Raw genomic sequence first — 14,849 nt, 5'->3', positions numbered from 1 at the left:
AAACGCCGGACGGGCTGGGTAGTCAGCCTGTCCGGCGATTGAGGACGAGCGCGTTCAGCGCGAAGGGGGGTCTGGGGGCGCAGCCCCCAGAAGGGACGGGACGGGTAGGGGCGGCGGGGGCGAAAAAAGGACTACTTACCGCTCAGCTCCGCCGCCACCAGCTCCGCGATCTGTACCGCGTTCAGCGCAGCGCCCTTGCGCAGGTTGTCGTTGGAGACGAAGAACGCGAGCCCGTTCTCCGACGTCTCGTCCGCGCGGATCCGCCCCACGAACGACGCGTCCTGACCGGCGGCCTGAAGGGGGGTCGGGATCTCCGACAGGGTGACACCGGGCGCGTCCGCCAGCAGCTCCGTCGCCCGCGCCACCGACAGCGGACGCGCGAACCGCGCGTTCACCTGGAGCGAGTGCCCCGAGAACACCGGCACCCGGACACACGTACCGGACACCTTCAGCCCCGGAATCTCCAGGATCTTGCGGGACTCGTTGCGCAGCTTCTGCTCCTCGTCCGTCTCGAACGAGCCGTCGTCCACCACACTCCCCGCCAGCGGCAGCACATTGAAGGCGATCGGCCGCTTGTACACGTGCGGCTCGGGGAAGTCGACCGCCGAACCGTCGTGCGTGAGCTTGTCCGCGTCGGCGACGACCTTCAGCGCCTGCCCGTGCAGCTCGGCCACACCCGCCACACCCGAACCGGACACCGCCTGGTAGGTCGCGACGACCAGCGCTTCGAGGCCCGCCTCGTCGTGCAGCGGCCGCAGGACCGGCATGGCGGCCATCGTCGTGCAGTTCGGGTTGGCGATGATGCCCTTGGGGCGGTCGGCGATCGCGTGCGGGTTCACCTCGGAGACGACCAGGGGTACGTCCGGGTCCCGGCGCCACGCCGACGAGTTGTCGATCACCACGGCACCCTGCGCGGCGACCTTCTCCGCCAGCGCCTTCGAGGTGGTGCCGCCCGCCGAGAACAGCACGATGTCAAGGCCGGTGTAGTCGGCCGTCGCCGCGTCCTCCACCGTCACACCGTCGAGGACGGAACCCGCCGACCGAGCCGACGCGAACAGCCGCAGCTCGCTGACCTCGAACTCACGCTCGACGAGGATCCTGCGCATGACCGTGCCGACCTGCCCGGTGGCTCCGACGATTCCGACCCTCACGGCGACTCCTTCTGTATGGCGCTGTATTGCGTGACCGATCGCGGCCTGACCGATTGCGTGACCGGCACGTTTCCATCATGCGTCCCACCCGGGGCGACATGTCCAATTCTTTGCCCGGCATGCCCGAGGAGTGGGACGGAAAGGGCATGGCCACCGGTTGCGATCCTTCGGCCGCACCCACCCTGAGCTGGAGAAACCCGCCCGCCGGGGACGCCCGGACGCAAGCTGTACGGGCCTGGACCGACCGGGGAGAAGCGGGGCCCGAGTCCCACCCGTCCCCGATGTGACGTACGTCTCCTCCACGACCGTAAGCCCGCCGAACGTTCCGGGCGCCCCCGGCGTCCTAGGAGAAACGCGGCGAGGGGGAGGGTGCTGTGCTGCGCAGAAAGGCCCGGCGCGTCCAGGAGGACGGCCGCGGCGACCCGCTGGACCCGGCGCAGGAGCGCAGGGTCCGGGCGGTGCTCGCCCTCGGGGGCGTGCCGCAGGCGGACCTGCTGGACGGGGTACAGCAGGTCCGCCTGCGGCTGCTGGAACGCACCGCGAACGGACACGAGGCACCGCGCGACGTCTCGGCGTGGGCGGCGGTCGTCGCCTCCAACCTCGCCATGGACTGGCATCGGGCCAAGCGCCGCCAGGAACGGCTCGGGGAGCGGCTCGCCTCCCTGCGCCAGCCGGTGGCCCACCCCTCCGGCGAGGAGACGAGCCTGCTCTCCCTCGCCGTCGCCCGGGGGCTCGACGACCTGCCCGACCCCCAGCGCCAGGTAGTGGTCCTGCGCTTCTACGCCGACCTGCCGGTACGCGGGATCGCCGAGGAACTGGGCATCCCGGAGGGCACGGTCAAGAGCAGGCTGCACATGGCGGTACGGGCACTGCGCGCCCGCCTGCACGAGGACGAGGTGGTGTGAGATGGCCGCCGAATACGACGGTATCGACGCGCTGATGGCCGCGCTGACGGACGATCCGCTGCCCGAAGAGGCCCTCACGGACGCCGACTTCATGGCCGAGCACTGGTCGGCGGCGGCCGATGTGGCCCTGCTGCGCGAGCAGTTGGGGCTCATCGGGGGCGCGCTGGCACATCAGGAACAGGAACACACGGAACCGGAGCCGGTGCGAAGGCCGGCCCGGATTCCCGTACGGGAACGCCCGTACCGGCGTCCCCTGCGCACCCTCGCCCTCGGCGTCGTGGGCGTGACCGCCGTGGGCACCCTGTTCGCGGGGTCGGCGTGGCTCGTCTCGCAGGCCGGGAACGGGGCCGAGGACTCGGGGGCGGGTTGGAAGGCCGACACCGGGACGTCCGCCACCGTCACCCCGCAGAACGGCGGCGCGGGCGCCAAGAGCGGCGGAGCCCGGTACCTCGCCTGCGCCCGTCTGGTCGTCGAGGGCACGGTCACCGCCGTCGACCCGGGACCGGACGCCGGCCAGGACCGGATCACCCTGCGCGTGAACCGGTACTACAAGCCGGACAAGGGCCCGGCCGAGGTGACGTTCCTGATGGACCAGGACGTCGATCCGAGGCTCACCAAGGGCGACGACACCCTGATCGGCATCCCGGCGGACGCCGTGTCCCCCGACACCTGGACCGTCGGCGAGGGGCGGATCGCCGTCGAACTGGCCTGGATCACGGCCGCCCTGCCTGCCTCGCGCACTCTCCAGTGCGAGCGCCGGTGAACGGCGAAGGGGCGGGCGCCCGGTACCAGGTACCGGACGCCCGCCCCCGTGGTCGTACCGCCGTTACGGCGTGACCTTCTCGATCTTCACGGTGGCCGTACCGGCGACCGTGCCGTGCGCGTTCACCAGGGACACCTGGCCGAAGAACTCACGGCCCGCCGGCGCGGGCGCCGAGGCGACGATGGTGCCGGAGACGGTCGCCGAGGCGTCCGTGCCGAGCTTCACCGGGGTGTCGGCGACCTGGATGGAGCCCAGGGAGGGCGAGTAGAAGACGTCCTGGTAGTCGTACGCGGTCGAGCCGGTCGGAACCGAGTAGCCGACGACCTGGATGGTGTACGTACCGGCGGCGGGCGAGGCGATGGAGACCGCCTCCTCCGAGTCGCCGTCGGCCGAGTTGCCGACTTCCTTGCCCGCCGCGTCGTACACGAACAGGTCGAGGTCGGCCGCCGGGTCCGAGACCTTGCCGATGGCGACGTTCAGGGACGCGGCGCCCGCGGGCACCTCGACCGTGGTCGTCCGGGTCTCGTTCTGGGCGATGGTCGGACGGGCGTTCAGGGAGGAGCCCAGCGTGCTGCCGGCCAGCTTGCCGTCGACCGGGGCGAGGTTGTTCGTCAGCTTCCAGGAGGCGGCGATCGGGGTACCGACCTTGGCCTCGGGAACGGTCATGACCTCCGGGTCGAAGGTCGCGCCCAGGACGGTGGCGTCCAGCTTGTACGGGTTGTCGAGCAGCGGCGACGTACGGCGCGACTCGACCTCGATCTCCCAGACGCCTGCCTGCGGGTTCGGGTACGAACGCACGTCCGGCGCGCAGCCGTTGGTGTTCGGGTAGTTGCTGTAGCAGTACGGCGTGCCCGTGTCCTCGACCGCGACACCGTACGGGTGGATCGAGATGAACCGGGTCTGGCTGGTGGCCGCGAGGCCGCTGATCGCGACCTCAAGGGTCCTGGCGCCCTCGGGCACGGTCAGGAAGTAGGACTTGTTGCTGTTGCGCTGCACCGAGTCCGACGCGGAGAACGTGTACTTGAGCGGCGCGGAGACCACGACCGTGGTCAGGATCTGCTTGTCGACGCCCTCGGTCTCCGGGTCGTTGAGTTCGAGGATGGCGCTCTTGATGCCGGCCGTCTTCGACCTCGCGGTGACCTTGACGGTGACCGGCTTGTTCAGCTCCAGCCAGACATCGTCCTTGCCGGCGATCTCGAAGGTGCGACCGGCGTTGTTCCTGAAGCGCAGCTCGTGCCGGATCGCCTTGGCGGGACCGGACGTACGCGTCACGGTGATGTCGTACGTCTTGCTGACGCCGACCTTGAGGCCGCCCTCGCGGTCGTAGAGGCCGGTGCCGAAGCCGGGGGTCTTCAGCTTCTGGTCGAGCGCGGTGTCGACCGGGGCCTTGACGGTGTAGTCGTGGGTGGTGGAGTCGGACCCGAGGGCCTTCCACGCGTCCACGATGTTGATGAGGCCCGCGCCCTCCTCGTACGCCTGCGCACCCTTGATGTGGTCGGCGTGCGTGACCAGGGCCGTGCGCAGGGCGGCCGGGGTGACGGCGATGCCCTTCTGCTTGGCGGCCGACAGCAGCAGCGCCGAGGCACCGGCGGCCTGCGGGGACGCCATCGAGGTGCCCTGGAGCATCGAGTAGCCGGCCGGGAGGGTGTAGCCCGCCTGGGCGACCGGGGAGCCGGGCAGCCAGGTCTGCGTGGTGTTGATCGAGGCGCCGGGCGCGGTGATCGTCGGCGTGAAGCCGCCGTCCTCACGCGGGCCGCGCGACGAGAACGGCATCATCGCGTACTTCTTCGACACGACCGAGCCGTAGTTGGACGCCCAGGTCTCCTTGGAGATGGACGCGCCGACCGAGATGACCTTGTCGGCCAGACCGGGGTCGCCGATCGTGTTGGCGCCGGGCCCGGAGTTACCGGCCGAGATGACCAGCTGCACGCCGTACGTGTCGATGAGACGCGTGTACAGCTCGGCGCGCGCGTTGTTGCCGTCGTTCAGCGCCGGGAGGCCGCCGATCGACATGTTGACGATGTCGACGCCACGGTTGACGACGAGGTCGATCATGCCCTCGGTCAGCGCGACGTTGGTGCAGCCCGGACCGAAGACACAGGCGCGGGACGAGACGATCTTGGCGCCGGGCGCGGCACCGTTCATCTTGCCGCCGAACAGGCTGTTCGCCGCGGTGATACCGGCGACGTGGGTGCCGTGCTCGGACGCGATGATGCCGATGTTGGCGTAGTCGGCCTTGGCACCGGCCGCGTTGTAGACGACGTCCTTGCGGATCTCGACGACGAACGGGATGCGCTCGGCGACATCGGTCGCCGGGTCGTCCGTCCCGAAGTAGCCGATCTGGTAGCCGTCCTTGTACGGCTTCATCGGCGTGTCGTCGGTGAAGTCGTGGTTGTCGTTCACGTCGACGGTGACCGTGCCCGCGGCGGCGTCGTACAGCACGCCCCAGACGTCGGTCGTGTCGCCGTCGCGGTTGACGTCGCCCTTTTCGTCGCCGCCCGCGGTGACGGACTCGGCGAAGTAGCTGAACTTGTAGGTGCCGGCCGGCGCCGTGAAGTCCTCGGTGCCCTGGGCGGCCGTGGTGACGGAGAAGGCCGGACCGGCGACCGTCTTCGTCTGCCGCAGCCAGCTGCCGTCGTTGTCGTTGACCGGGTCGGTGGACGTGACCCAGTCGACGATCTTGCGCTCGCCGGTGGTGGTCTTCTGCAGCGCGGGGTGCGCCAGGTCCACACCGGAGTCGAGGATGCCGATGGTGATGCCGCGGCCGTCCGCCTTCGGGTTCTTCTTCACGAAGTCGACGGCGCCCGTCTCGAAGGACGGGTTGTACGGGTTCTTGGCGGGAGTCGTGCTGTCCGGCGCGGCGTAGGTCTTGCCGGCACCCGCCTGGGGGGCGGAGGCGGTGTCGGCGGCCGGCGACGGGTCGTCCAGCGGGATGTCCTGGCGGAGGTCGATCCCGTGCACGGAGGGGAGCTTGACGGCGGCGGCGATGGCCTTGTCCGCCTGGGCGGTGGGGACGGTGGCGCGGACGTAGCCGACCTTGTCGAAGGTCCGGCCGACGAGGCCGCCCTTCACCGCGTCGAGCTGCGAGGCGACCTGCTCGGTCTGGCCCGGCGCGGTGGCGACCATCAGGGTGACGGTCTTGTCTCCGTCGGCCTTGGCCTCGGAGAGAAGCGCGGCGTCGTCGGAACCGAGCTTGGCGTCGGCCGACTTGAGGGGGCCGTCGGACGGGGTCACGCCCGTCGCCGGGTCCGCGGCGAAGGCCAGGGGTATGGGTCCCGCCGCGGAGAGCGCGGCCACCAGTCCGGCGGCCGCGGCTATGCGCGCCACACGTCTCGCACCCGAGATCGGTGCGCGCTGAGAGGTGAAGGTCATCGGCATCCCTTGTAGGTAAAGGAGCGTGCGTTGATCGGCCGAGTTGATCGAATTGATCGACCTTGGCCAAGAGCATCCGGAATGCGGAGCCGGACGATCACATAGCTTTACGTAAGGGACGGATGTTTGGGGATGGTTGACCGAAAGTATATGAACGTGTGGGGAAAACCCGCGATGCGCTTTGACTGCATGGAGTCCTAATTGCGCTGCTTCGCAGCGGGTGTGCGTGATAGGCCATTTGCGCTTGATGTCCCGATCGTGCCCAGCGGCCCTCGGCGACAATCCACCTGAACATTCCGGCCCCGCGCGCTACCGTCCCCGTATGAGCAAGACGCTGCGGGTCGCCGCCTACGCCGTCGTTGTCCGCAACGGACAGATACTGCTCGCCCGTAGCCCCGACGGGGAGGGCGGCCACGAGTGGGTGCTGCCGGGCGGCGGCATGGAACACGGCGAGGACCCCTACGACACGGTCCGCCGCGAGCTCCTGGAGGAGACGGGCTACCGCATCGACGTGACGGGCCTGCTGGGCGTCGACTCCGTCCGCCGTACGTTCACGTCCCGCCTGCGGCCCCCGGAGGACCACCACTCCGTACGACTGGTGTACGAGGGCATGGTGACCGGCGGCGAGCTGCGCCCCGAGGTGAACGGCTCCACGGACCTGGCCGCCTGGCACGACCTGGGCGCGCTGGAGAAGCTGAAGAAGGTCCGGATGGTGGACATCGGGCTGGAGCTGTGGCTGGAGCGGCCGGTCACGGGACGGGCCGCCAAGGCCGGAACGCGGAGCTGAACGACGGGGGTCGAGTACCCGGGCGTCGGTGGTCCGGTACCCCGGAAAATGAACACGGCGTGACCGGATCCGAGCCGTTTGCCGTGCGGTCGCGAACGGGCCGGGGGGCCCAAGATCCACGTACGGAGATCGGCGTCACGCGTTGCCGCCTCGTTCACGCGCAGGTCATTCCCGGTGCCAAGCATCCAGGGTGAGCGGGATGTTCGCGACTGCGATCACCCGTGACCACTTCCGACGCGTTCGCACTCGGGGAGACCGCGCCATGTCGCGCACACGCTCTGTCGCCAGCCCCAAGCCGGGGGTCAACCGACGTTCCGTACTCGCCGCGGCCGGGGCGGTGTCCGTCTCGGCGGGCGTCGGCTACGCGCTGCGGCCCAGTGACAGCCAGGCCGCCACGGTGGCCGAAGCCGCGGCCTCCGACGCCCCGGTGGCCGCGCCCCACCAGGCACCGCCGGCCGCACCCGCCCCGTCCATCCGGGGCACCACGCTCAACTCGGTCTCCGCGCCCATCGGCACGGGCGGCTACCGGCGCCTGGGCGCCGGCCCGGCGTGGGAGCGGGTGGTACGTACGGAACTGGCGTCGCCGAGCGCGTCCCGCGCCACCCGGCGGACCACGATGGCGGCCTTCGTCCAGTTCACGGACCTTCACCTGACCGACGTACAGCACCCGCTGCGTATGGAGTACATGCGCTCGGCCGACCCGCACGCCTGGCGCCCGCACGAGGCGCTGTCGGTGCAGGGCGCGACCTCGCTGGTCGAGCGGATCAACGCGCTGCGCGGAGCCCCGGTCACCGGCTCCCCCCTCCACTTCGTGATGACGACCGGCGACAACACGGACAACAACGCGCACTCCGAGCTGGAGTGGTTCATGAAGGTGATGAGCGGCGGCCGGATGACGCCGAACACCGGGGACCCGCGCCACTACGAGGGCGTCCAGAGCAGCGGCCTGCCCCTCTACTGGCAGCCCGACTCGCCCACCCGTGACTTCGACAAGCGGCAGGGCTTCCCGCGCATCGAGGGCTTCCTGGAGGCGGCGATCCGGGAGGTGCGCAGCCCCGGCCTGAACCTGCCCTGGTACTCGACGGTCGGCAACCACGACTCCCTGCCCATGGGCTGCTACGCCTCCCAGCGCGACCCCTTCCTCACCGACTTCGCGGTCGGCGGCAAGAAGCTGATGGATCTGCCGGCGGCGGCCAGCAAGGTGCTCCAGGACCAGATCAGGAGCTCCGACGACCCGACCGGCATCCAGCTCCGGCACCTGCTCAAGGCCCACGCGCGCGACCTGCGCTCGGTCACCCCGGACGAGAAGCGGGCCCCGTTCACCCGGGCGGAGTATCTGAAGGCGCATCTGGACCCGGCGTACCGGGGTGTCGGCCCGGTGGGCCACGGCTACTCGTCCGCCAACCTGGACGCGGGCACGCAGTACTACACGTTCCGCATCTCGGACGACGTCATCGGCATCAGCATCGACACCACCGACCCGGGCGGCCACTACCAGGGCTCGATCGGCGCGGCCCAGGTGCGCTGGCTGGACCGGACGCTGCGGCAGAGCGCGAAGGACGGCTCGTACGCCATCGTCTTCAGCCACCACACCAGCGACTCGATGACCAACACCCACATCGACCCGGCCAACCCGGCCGACCGGCGCTACGACGGCGGGGCCGTGGTCGCCCTCCTCGCCAGCCACCGCAACGTGCTGGCCTGGGTGAACGGCCACATCCACCGCAATGTCATCACGGCGCACTCGGCCCCGGACAACCACTCGTTCTGGGAGATCTCGACGGCCTCGCACATCGACTTCCCCCAACTGGCCCGCGTCATCGAGCTGGTGGACAACAACGACGGCACCCTGTCGCTGTTCACGACACTCGTCGAATCGGCGGCCCCGCACCGCACGGACTACACGGACCTCTCCCAGACGGGCCTGGCGGCGCTGTACCGGGAGCTGTCGTTCAACGCGCCGGGGGCGAGGACGGATCTGTCGGGGGGCGCGGGGGACCGGAATGTGGAGCTGGTGCTGAAGAAGGGCTGACGGCAACCGGGCCGCCGGACATCCCCGGCCCGGCGGCCACTGTCGTCTGCTCAGACCTGGGTGGACGGCCCTTCACAGAGGTGCGTGACGAAGGCCCTCCAGGGGGCGGGGCCGAGGCGGAGGGCGGGGCCGGTGGCGTTCTTGGAGTCGCGGATGGCTATGCCGGTGGGAGGGGCGAAGCGGCTGGCCTCGACACAGTTCTGGCCCGTGCCGTCGCTGTAGGACGACTTGAACCAGGCCTGCGCCGGGGTGATGAGGGCTGCCTCGACGCAGTTCTGCATCGCATCGCTGTAGGACGACTTGAACCAGGCGTTCTCTGGGGCGAGTTCGGGCGCGATGGGGTGCGAATGCATGGGTCTACAGCTCTCGTTCCAGTCGGTGCAAAAAAGCGGGCGTGTCCTCGGGTGGCAGCGCCGATGCTGTCATGGCGTTGAACCGCCGGCTGAACCGGTCGACTTCACGAGGCTTGTCCGAGGTGGATACGGAACCCCAGCCGCTGTCGGCCTGGACTCGTGGCGGCAGCTCGTTGCCGAAGTCGAGGATGGCGAAGTCGTTGGTCGAGCGGTAGCTGGGCCGGAACGGCAGTACCTGGACGATGATGTGGTCCCATCCCGACAACTCCTCGATCCGCGCGAACTGTTCGCGGATGACATCGGTACCCCCGATCGGATACCGCAAGGCGGCCTCTCCCAAGATGACGTGGAGCTTCAGAGGGTTCTCCCGAGTGAGGACCTCCTGGCGCTTCATCCGTAGCTCAACGCTACTTCGAATGGCCTCCGACGTGTACTCCTCAATGGGCTTCTGCACCTCGTGCACGACTTGGCTGTAGCGCTGGGTCTGGAGCAGGCCGTACACCAGCGTCGGGTGGTACGCCTTCATGGACTGGGCCTCGGGCTCAAGCCCCACGAACCCCGGCATCCCGGCAGGCATCAACCCCCGGTACTGCGTGAGCCAATCCTGCTGGTTGGAGTCCCTGTTGAGGTTGATCAGGGAGTCGATGACGTCTTCGTCGGAGACGCCGTACTTGGCGAGGAGTCTCCGGAGGTCGCCCACGTAACGGAAGTTCAAAGCCCCCGTCTCGATCCGTTGCAGGGATGCCTCCGAGATGCGCAACCCCTGCACCGCCTGCCGTCGGGTGAGCCCGACACCCCGGTCACCGCCGTCGCAGTTCTCGCGCAATTGGCGCAGTTGAAGCCCAAGTTCGAGCCGCTGGGCCGTCCGCCCGCGCTTCGCTGCCATGTGCACCGCCTCCGTGCCGCAGTACTTACTGTTGCTCGTGCTGTACCGAGTGTGACAGTCCGTGTCGTGCTCCCGCAGCCGCTTGTGCAGATTCGGGCATAGTCCAATGTGGCTGCACTGAATAATCTGCACGATGTTCGATTGTGTGCTGCTGCCTGCGCGAACACGCTATTTGGGAAGCCCCCATCTCGAAGGGAATCCCCGTGTCCGACCCTCAGTCCAGCGCCCTCCTCACGCACGACTGGACCACGGGCTACCCCATGACCCTCCGTAGCGTTCGCCTCGCCCGGCTCCACGTCCGCCGTCGCCTCACCATGTGGAACTGGCCCGGCGACATCGAGGACGCCGTCCTCGTCACCTCGGAGCTCGTCGCCAACGCCGTGGTGCACGGCAGAATCCCCGGCCACGAACTGCGGTTGCGCCTCCTGGAGTTGGACGACGGGGTGCTCAGCATCGAAGTGTCTGACCCCGCGCTCGTGTTCCCGGCGGTCAGGCCGAGGGACCTCAGTGAACGAGGACGCGGACTGATCGTCGTAAGGCAGCTCGCCGATTCCCTGGACTGGTTCCTGCGGGCCGGTGTCGGAAAAACCGTGCGAGCGCGCCTCGGCGCCCCCAAAGGCTGAAACGCGCCCAACCCTCCCGCCCCGGGCAACCTCGTGCCTGCCCGCCGGGTCCCTCCCCCCGACCGACACTCGGCGAGGACGCGCCGACGGTCGTGTACGACTGGAACTAAGGGGAGCTGCATGTCACTCAGCAAGAGGCAGGGCACGCGGGGCAAGAAGCTCGTCGGGATGGCGGCGGTGATCGCCGTCGTGGCAGGCACATTCGCGGCGCCCGCGATGGCGGCGGCGGCACCGGCCGGACAGGGCGGCGGTCACCAGGCCACCCGAGAGGCCGTGAAAGCCGCCGTCGCGGACGGCGTACCCGGCGTCGCCCTTCAGGCCAAGGACCGGCACGGCGTCTGGAAGGCGACCGAGGGAGTCGGCAACCTCAGGACCGGACAGCCGCGCAGCGCCCGCGACAACTTCCGGGCGGGCAGCATCACGAAGACCTTCATCGCGACCGTTCTGCTTCAACTGGAGGCGGAGGGGCGGGTGTCGCTCGACGACACCGTCGACAAGTGGCTGCCCGGGGTCGTGCGCGGCAACGGGCACGACGGGCGGAAGATCACGATCCGTCAGCTCCTCAACCACACCAGCGGCATCTTCGACTACACCAGTGACGAGAAATTCGCGACCGACGTCTTCCTCGCGGACGGCTTCTTCAAGAACAGGTACCGCACCTGGACGCCCGACGAGATCGTCAAGGTCGCCATGGGGCACAAGCCCACGTTCGCCCCGGGCACGAGCTGGAGCTACTCGAACACCAACTACACGGTCGCCGGGATGGTCATCAAGAAGGTGACCGGCAAGTCGTACGGCGACGAGGTCCGGCGGCGCGTCATCAAGCCGCTCGGGCTGCACGGCACGTACATGCCGGGTACGAACCCCACCGTCCCTCAGCCCAGCAGCCGCGCCTACTCACCGCTCGCCGAGAACGCCAACGGCAAGATCTACGACGTCACCGAGCTGAACCCGTCGATCGCGAACTCCGCCGGCGAGATCATCACCAACTCCGGTGATCTGAACCGCTTCTACTCGGCCCTGCTGGGCGGCAAGGTACTGCCCGCCAAGCAGCTCGCCGAGATGAGGACGACCGTGCCCGCCGAGGTGGTCGACGGGCGCTACGGGCTCGGGCTGATCGAGAACAAGCTGAGCTGCGGGATCACCGTCTGGGGGCACGGCGGCGGCATCCACGGTTCCACCTCCGGGGCGGTCACCACGGCCGACGGCAAGCATTCCCTCGCCTTCAACTTCAACGGCGACTGGAGTGGCGACTCGATGAAGGTCGTAGAGGCGGAGTACTGCGGAAAGGAGTAGGCGACATCCTCACCGGTGTGCGCGGCTGAACCCAACCCAACCCAACACGCCGTGCGGGCAGTTGAAGACGGGCCGACGCCGGGTACAACCAGTGCACCGTCCCGGCAGACCGGAGCCGGGGAGGACGACGTGCCCGCATCGCCCAACACCCGTCTGCGGGCGCTGCTCGCGGAGGCGGACTGGAACGGCGCCCAACTCGCCGCCGCCCTGCGGCAGGCGGCCGTGGAACACGGCCGGCAGCTGGCGTACGACCGGTCGATGGTCTCGCGCTGGCTGTCCGGCACCACACCCCGGCCGCCCGCGCCCGCACTGCTGCTGGAGGTGCTGTCGCGGCGTCTCGGGCGGCCCGTCGGCGCGGTGGAGGCGGGCCTGAGCGACGCGCCGCCCACCGCGCCGATCGTGTCCTGGGAGGCTGACCCGTTGCGCCAGTTGTCCACCCTCACCGGTGCCGACCTCGACCCGTCCCGGCGCCATCTGCTCGGCGCCGGGGTCTTCAGTCTGGCCGCCCTCGCCGTGCCCGACGCCTGGCCGCACGGCAAACCGCCCGCCGGACCGGCCCCCGGTGCACGCCGTGGGAGGGGCCGGGCGGGGCAGGCCGAGGTGGAGCAGATGCGGACCATGGCCCGGGTCTTCGCCGAGGCCGCCGAGGCCCACGGGCCCGGCCATGTACGCACCGCGCTCGCGGCCTACCTCAGCCGCGACGTCACCGGCTACCTCCAGACCGGCGCCACCGAGACCGTGCACCGCGGCCTGCTGTCCGGTGCCGCCCAACTGACCGTGCTGCTCGGCACCATGTCCGCCGGTGACGGGGCGGACGCGCTCGCCCAGCACTACCACCGCACCGCCGCCCGACTGGCCACCGAGGCGGGCGACACGGCCACCTTCGCCATCGCGCTGCGCACCATGTCCGCCCACGCCCACGACCTGGGCCACCACACGGTCGCCGTCCTCAACCTCGCGCAGCGCGCCGCGGACGCCACCCGCACCGCCGCGCCCATCGTCGCCGCCTACGCCCAGGCCCATCTGGCCGTGATGCAGGCCCACCACGACAGACACGCCGCCCTCACCGCGCTCGCGGCCTCCGAACGCCTCTACGAAAGGGCACACTCCGCCCCGGGGCCGTTCACCCACTATCCGGCCGGCGCCCTGCGCTACCAGCGCGCCCAGACCCTCGCCGCCCTCGGCGACAAAGCGGGCGCCACCGGCGCGCTGTCCGCCTCCCTGCGCCTACGCGCCCCCGCCGAACTCCAGGCCGGCACCCTCACCCGCGCCCGCCTCGCCGAAACCCTTCTCGCCCGGGGCCACCTCGACGCAGCCCTCACCCACTGGCACACCTTCCTCGCCGAGGCCCCCTCCCTGCACTCCATCCGCGTCACCCGCCGCCTGCACGACATGCGCCGCCTCCTGAACCCCCACCGCCGTCACCCGGGCACCGCCGAGCTGCTTGCCAGGGCCGCCGACCTGCGCTGAGGCGGCGGACGGCAATCGCACCGCGAACGCGAGGGCGAGAGCGCGATCGAATGGATCCTGCATGATCGACAATGTGCCGGTCCGGCGAGTCCTGCCGAGGCGGACTCGCCGGACCGGTCGACAGGTTGCATTAGTCGTACGTCACACCTCATACGTCATACAAAGGGCGAAAAGTCCCTAACGCGCATAGGTGACTGGTCGGTGGGCAGCGCGAGGATCACCGAGGCGGAGTTCTGCGGAACCTGGCCGGAACCAAGGTGCGGAGAGCACCGGGAAACACGAGGAGGGGCCCCGGTCTCCCGGTGGCCCCTCCTCTCCCCTCCTGGTCCTGCTCCCGTCCCTCCCTACCGGGGCAGCACCACGACATACGCCGCCGGCTCGCGGTCCCCCGACGCCATCAGAGCCGTGCGTACGACAGTGGCCTGCTGGTCGAGCGCCTCGCGCAGCTTGCGCGGGGTGAGATGGACGACCGTGATGCCCAGCCGCTCCAGGTGCTCGCGCTTTTGGGCGTACTCCGACCAGAGCGCGTCGTCCTCCTGCCGGTGGCCCGGGAGCGGGGTGCGCGTGTCCAGCTCCACCGCCACCGCATGGTCGGGCCAGTAGGCGTCGAGGCCGCCGAGGTGCGGGCCGCCGGGCAGGCGCAGATCGACGTTCCACACCGGGTCCGGGAGGCCGTACTCGCGCACCATCCGGTAGAGACGGTCCTCGGCGATCGCCCGGCCCTCCGCGAGCAGGGAGTCCACGGCGTCCACGACGGTCGGGCGGCCCAGCAGCCGGGCCTGGTTCAACTCCCGTACCACCGAGGCCGGTTCACAGTGGCCGCCGCGCACCGCGTCGGTCAGCAGCCGGCGTACGGCGCCCGCGTCCGTGAGTCCGGCCACCGCGTCGGCGAGCGCGCGGGCGACCGGCGCGACCGGCAGGCCGTCGATCACCTCGGGTGCGGGCAGCGCGGAGGAGCGGACGATGCGGACGCAGCCCGTCGAGCGCAGCCGGCGCAGCCGGGGGACCAGGACGTCGAACGTGTCGAGGGACAGCAGCGCTGGCGCGGACGAGAAACCGTGCAGCGCGAGCGCGGCGAGGCCGGTGATCATGGCCTCGGCGTAGACCGGACGGCCGCGCTCCCGGTACGGCTCCTGGGAGTCGGGCTGGGCCGGAACTCCCGTCGCGGGCCGCTCCTTCGCCGCGTACAGCAGTACCGCGTGCAGCCGCTC

At 70.1% G+C, this 14,849-nt stretch carries 12 protein-coding genes; 7 read left to right on the top strand and 5 right to left on the bottom strand.

Features of this window, described 5'->3' with window-relative positions:
* Positions 1–131: 131 nt before the first annotated feature.
* On the bottom strand, positions 132–1,151 hold the full coding sequence (locus AOK08_RS36250; RefSeq protein ID WP_055533955.1) for an aspartate-semialdehyde dehydrogenase: 1,020 nt from the start codon (positions 1,149–1,151) through the stop codon (positions 132–134).
* 374 nt (positions 1,152–1,525) lie between these two features.
* On the opposite strand from AOK08_RS36250, the gene AOK08_RS36245 reads away from it, so the two are divergent.
* Positions 1,526–2,056, top strand: coding sequence for a sigma-70 family RNA polymerase sigma factor (locus AOK08_RS36245; protein WP_055533953.1), 531 nt, complete (start codon positions 1,526–1,528; stop codon positions 2,054–2,056).
* Position 2,057: 1 nt separating this feature from the next.
* Entirely contained in the window at positions 2,058–2,819 is a 762-nt protein-coding gene (locus AOK08_RS36240; protein ID WP_055533952.1) for a hypothetical protein, read from the top strand.
* 63 nt (positions 2,820–2,882) lie between these two features.
* Here AOK08_RS36240 and AOK08_RS36235 read toward each other — a convergent pair whose 3' ends face one another.
* Positions 2,883–6,191, bottom strand: coding sequence for a S8 family serine peptidase (locus AOK08_RS36235; RefSeq protein WP_055533950.1), 3,309 nt, complete (start codon positions 6,189–6,191; stop codon positions 2,883–2,885).
* A 322-nt stretch (positions 6,192–6,513) separates the two neighbouring features.
* Here AOK08_RS36235 and AOK08_RS36230 point away from each other — a divergent pair, with 322 nt between their 5' ends.
* Positions 6,514–6,978 carry an NUDIX hydrolase gene (locus tag AOK08_RS36230; RefSeq protein ID WP_055533948.1) on the top strand — a complete coding sequence of 155 codons (465 nt, stop codon included), beginning with the start codon at positions 6,514–6,516 and terminating at the stop codon, positions 6,976–6,978.
* A 262-nt stretch (positions 6,979–7,240) separates the two neighbouring features.
* Positions 7,241–9,010: a TIGR03767 family metallophosphoesterase gene (locus AOK08_RS36225; protein ID WP_055533946.1), complete on the top strand. Its 1,770-nt coding sequence runs from the start codon at positions 7,241–7,243 to the stop codon at positions 9,008–9,010.
* Positions 9,011–9,060: 50 nt separating this feature from the next.
* On the opposite strand, the gene AOK08_RS36220 is transcribed toward AOK08_RS36225, so the two are convergent.
* Together AOK08_RS36220 and AOK08_RS36215 are read right to left on the bottom strand one after the other, a co-directional pair.
* On the bottom strand, positions 9,061–9,363 hold the full coding sequence (locus AOK08_RS36220) for a DUF397 domain-containing protein (protein WP_055533944.1): 303 nt from the start codon (positions 9,361–9,363) through the stop codon (positions 9,061–9,063).
* A 4-nt stretch (positions 9,364–9,367) separates the two neighbouring features.
* Complete coding sequence (locus AOK08_RS36215; protein ID WP_055533942.1) at positions 9,368–10,249, bottom strand: helix-turn-helix domain-containing protein; 882 nt, start codon at positions 10,247–10,249, stop codon at positions 9,368–9,370.
* A gap of 203 nt (positions 10,250–10,452) precedes the next feature.
* Here AOK08_RS36215 and AOK08_RS36210 point away from each other — a divergent pair, with 203 nt between their 5' ends.
* The 3 genes from AOK08_RS36210 to AOK08_RS36200 all read left to right on the top strand — a co-directional run bounded on the left by AOK08_RS36210 (position 10,453) and on the right by AOK08_RS36200 (position 13,638).
* On the top strand, positions 10,453–10,872 hold the full coding sequence (locus AOK08_RS36210; protein ID WP_241827240.1) for an ATP-binding protein: 420 nt from the start codon (positions 10,453–10,455) through the stop codon (positions 10,870–10,872).
* A 120-nt stretch (positions 10,873–10,992) separates the two neighbouring features.
* Positions 10,993–12,168 carry a serine hydrolase domain-containing protein gene (locus tag AOK08_RS36205; RefSeq protein WP_422125800.1) on the top strand — a complete coding sequence of 392 codons (1,176 nt, stop codon included), beginning with the start codon at positions 10,993–10,995 and terminating at the stop codon, positions 12,166–12,168.
* 129 nt (positions 12,169–12,297) lie between these two features.
* Entirely contained in the window at positions 12,298–13,638 is a 1,341-nt protein-coding gene (locus tag AOK08_RS36200; RefSeq protein WP_055533940.1) for an NsdA family TPR-like regulatory protein, read from the top strand.
* Positions 13,639–13,982: 344 nt separating this feature from the next.
* On the opposite strand, the gene AOK08_RS36195 is transcribed toward AOK08_RS36200, so the two are convergent.
* Positions 13,983–14,849 (bottom strand): hypothetical protein (locus AOK08_RS36195; protein ID WP_055533938.1); only part of this gene is annotated, 867 nt, incomplete at its 5' end.

Source organism: Streptomyces graminilatus (genome assembly GCF_001418565.1).
Lineage (GTDB): Bacteria > Actinomycetota > Actinomycetes > Streptomycetales > Streptomycetaceae > Streptomyces > Streptomyces graminilatus.
This window is presented reverse-complemented; position numbering and strand designations above follow the sequence as displayed.

Coding starts and splice junctions, on each gene's coding strand:
- AOK08_RS36240 (WP_055533952.1), top strand. CDS start 2,058: ATGGCCGCCGAATACGACGGTATCGACGCGCTGATGGCCGCGCTGACG.
- AOK08_RS36235 (WP_055533950.1), bottom strand. CDS start 6,191: ATGACCTTCACCTCTCAGCGCGCACCGATCTCGGGTGCGAGACGTGTG.
- AOK08_RS36230 (WP_055533948.1), top strand. CDS start 6,514: ATGAGCAAGACGCTGCGGGTCGCCGCCTACGCCGTCGTTGTCCGCAAC.
- AOK08_RS36225 (WP_055533946.1), top strand. CDS start 7,241: ATGTCGCGCACACGCTCTGTCGCCAGCCCCAAGCCGGGGGTCAACCGA.
- AOK08_RS36220 (WP_055533944.1), bottom strand. CDS start 9,363: ATGCATTCGCACCCCATCGCGCCCGAACTCGCCCCAGAGAACGCCTGG.
- AOK08_RS36215 (WP_055533942.1), bottom strand. CDS start 10,249: ATGGCAGCGAAGCGCGGGCGGACGGCCCAGCGGCTCGAACTTGGGCTT.
- AOK08_RS36205 (WP_422125800.1), top strand. CDS start 10,993: ATGTCACTCAGCAAGAGGCAGGGCACGCGGGGCAAGAAGCTCGTCGGG.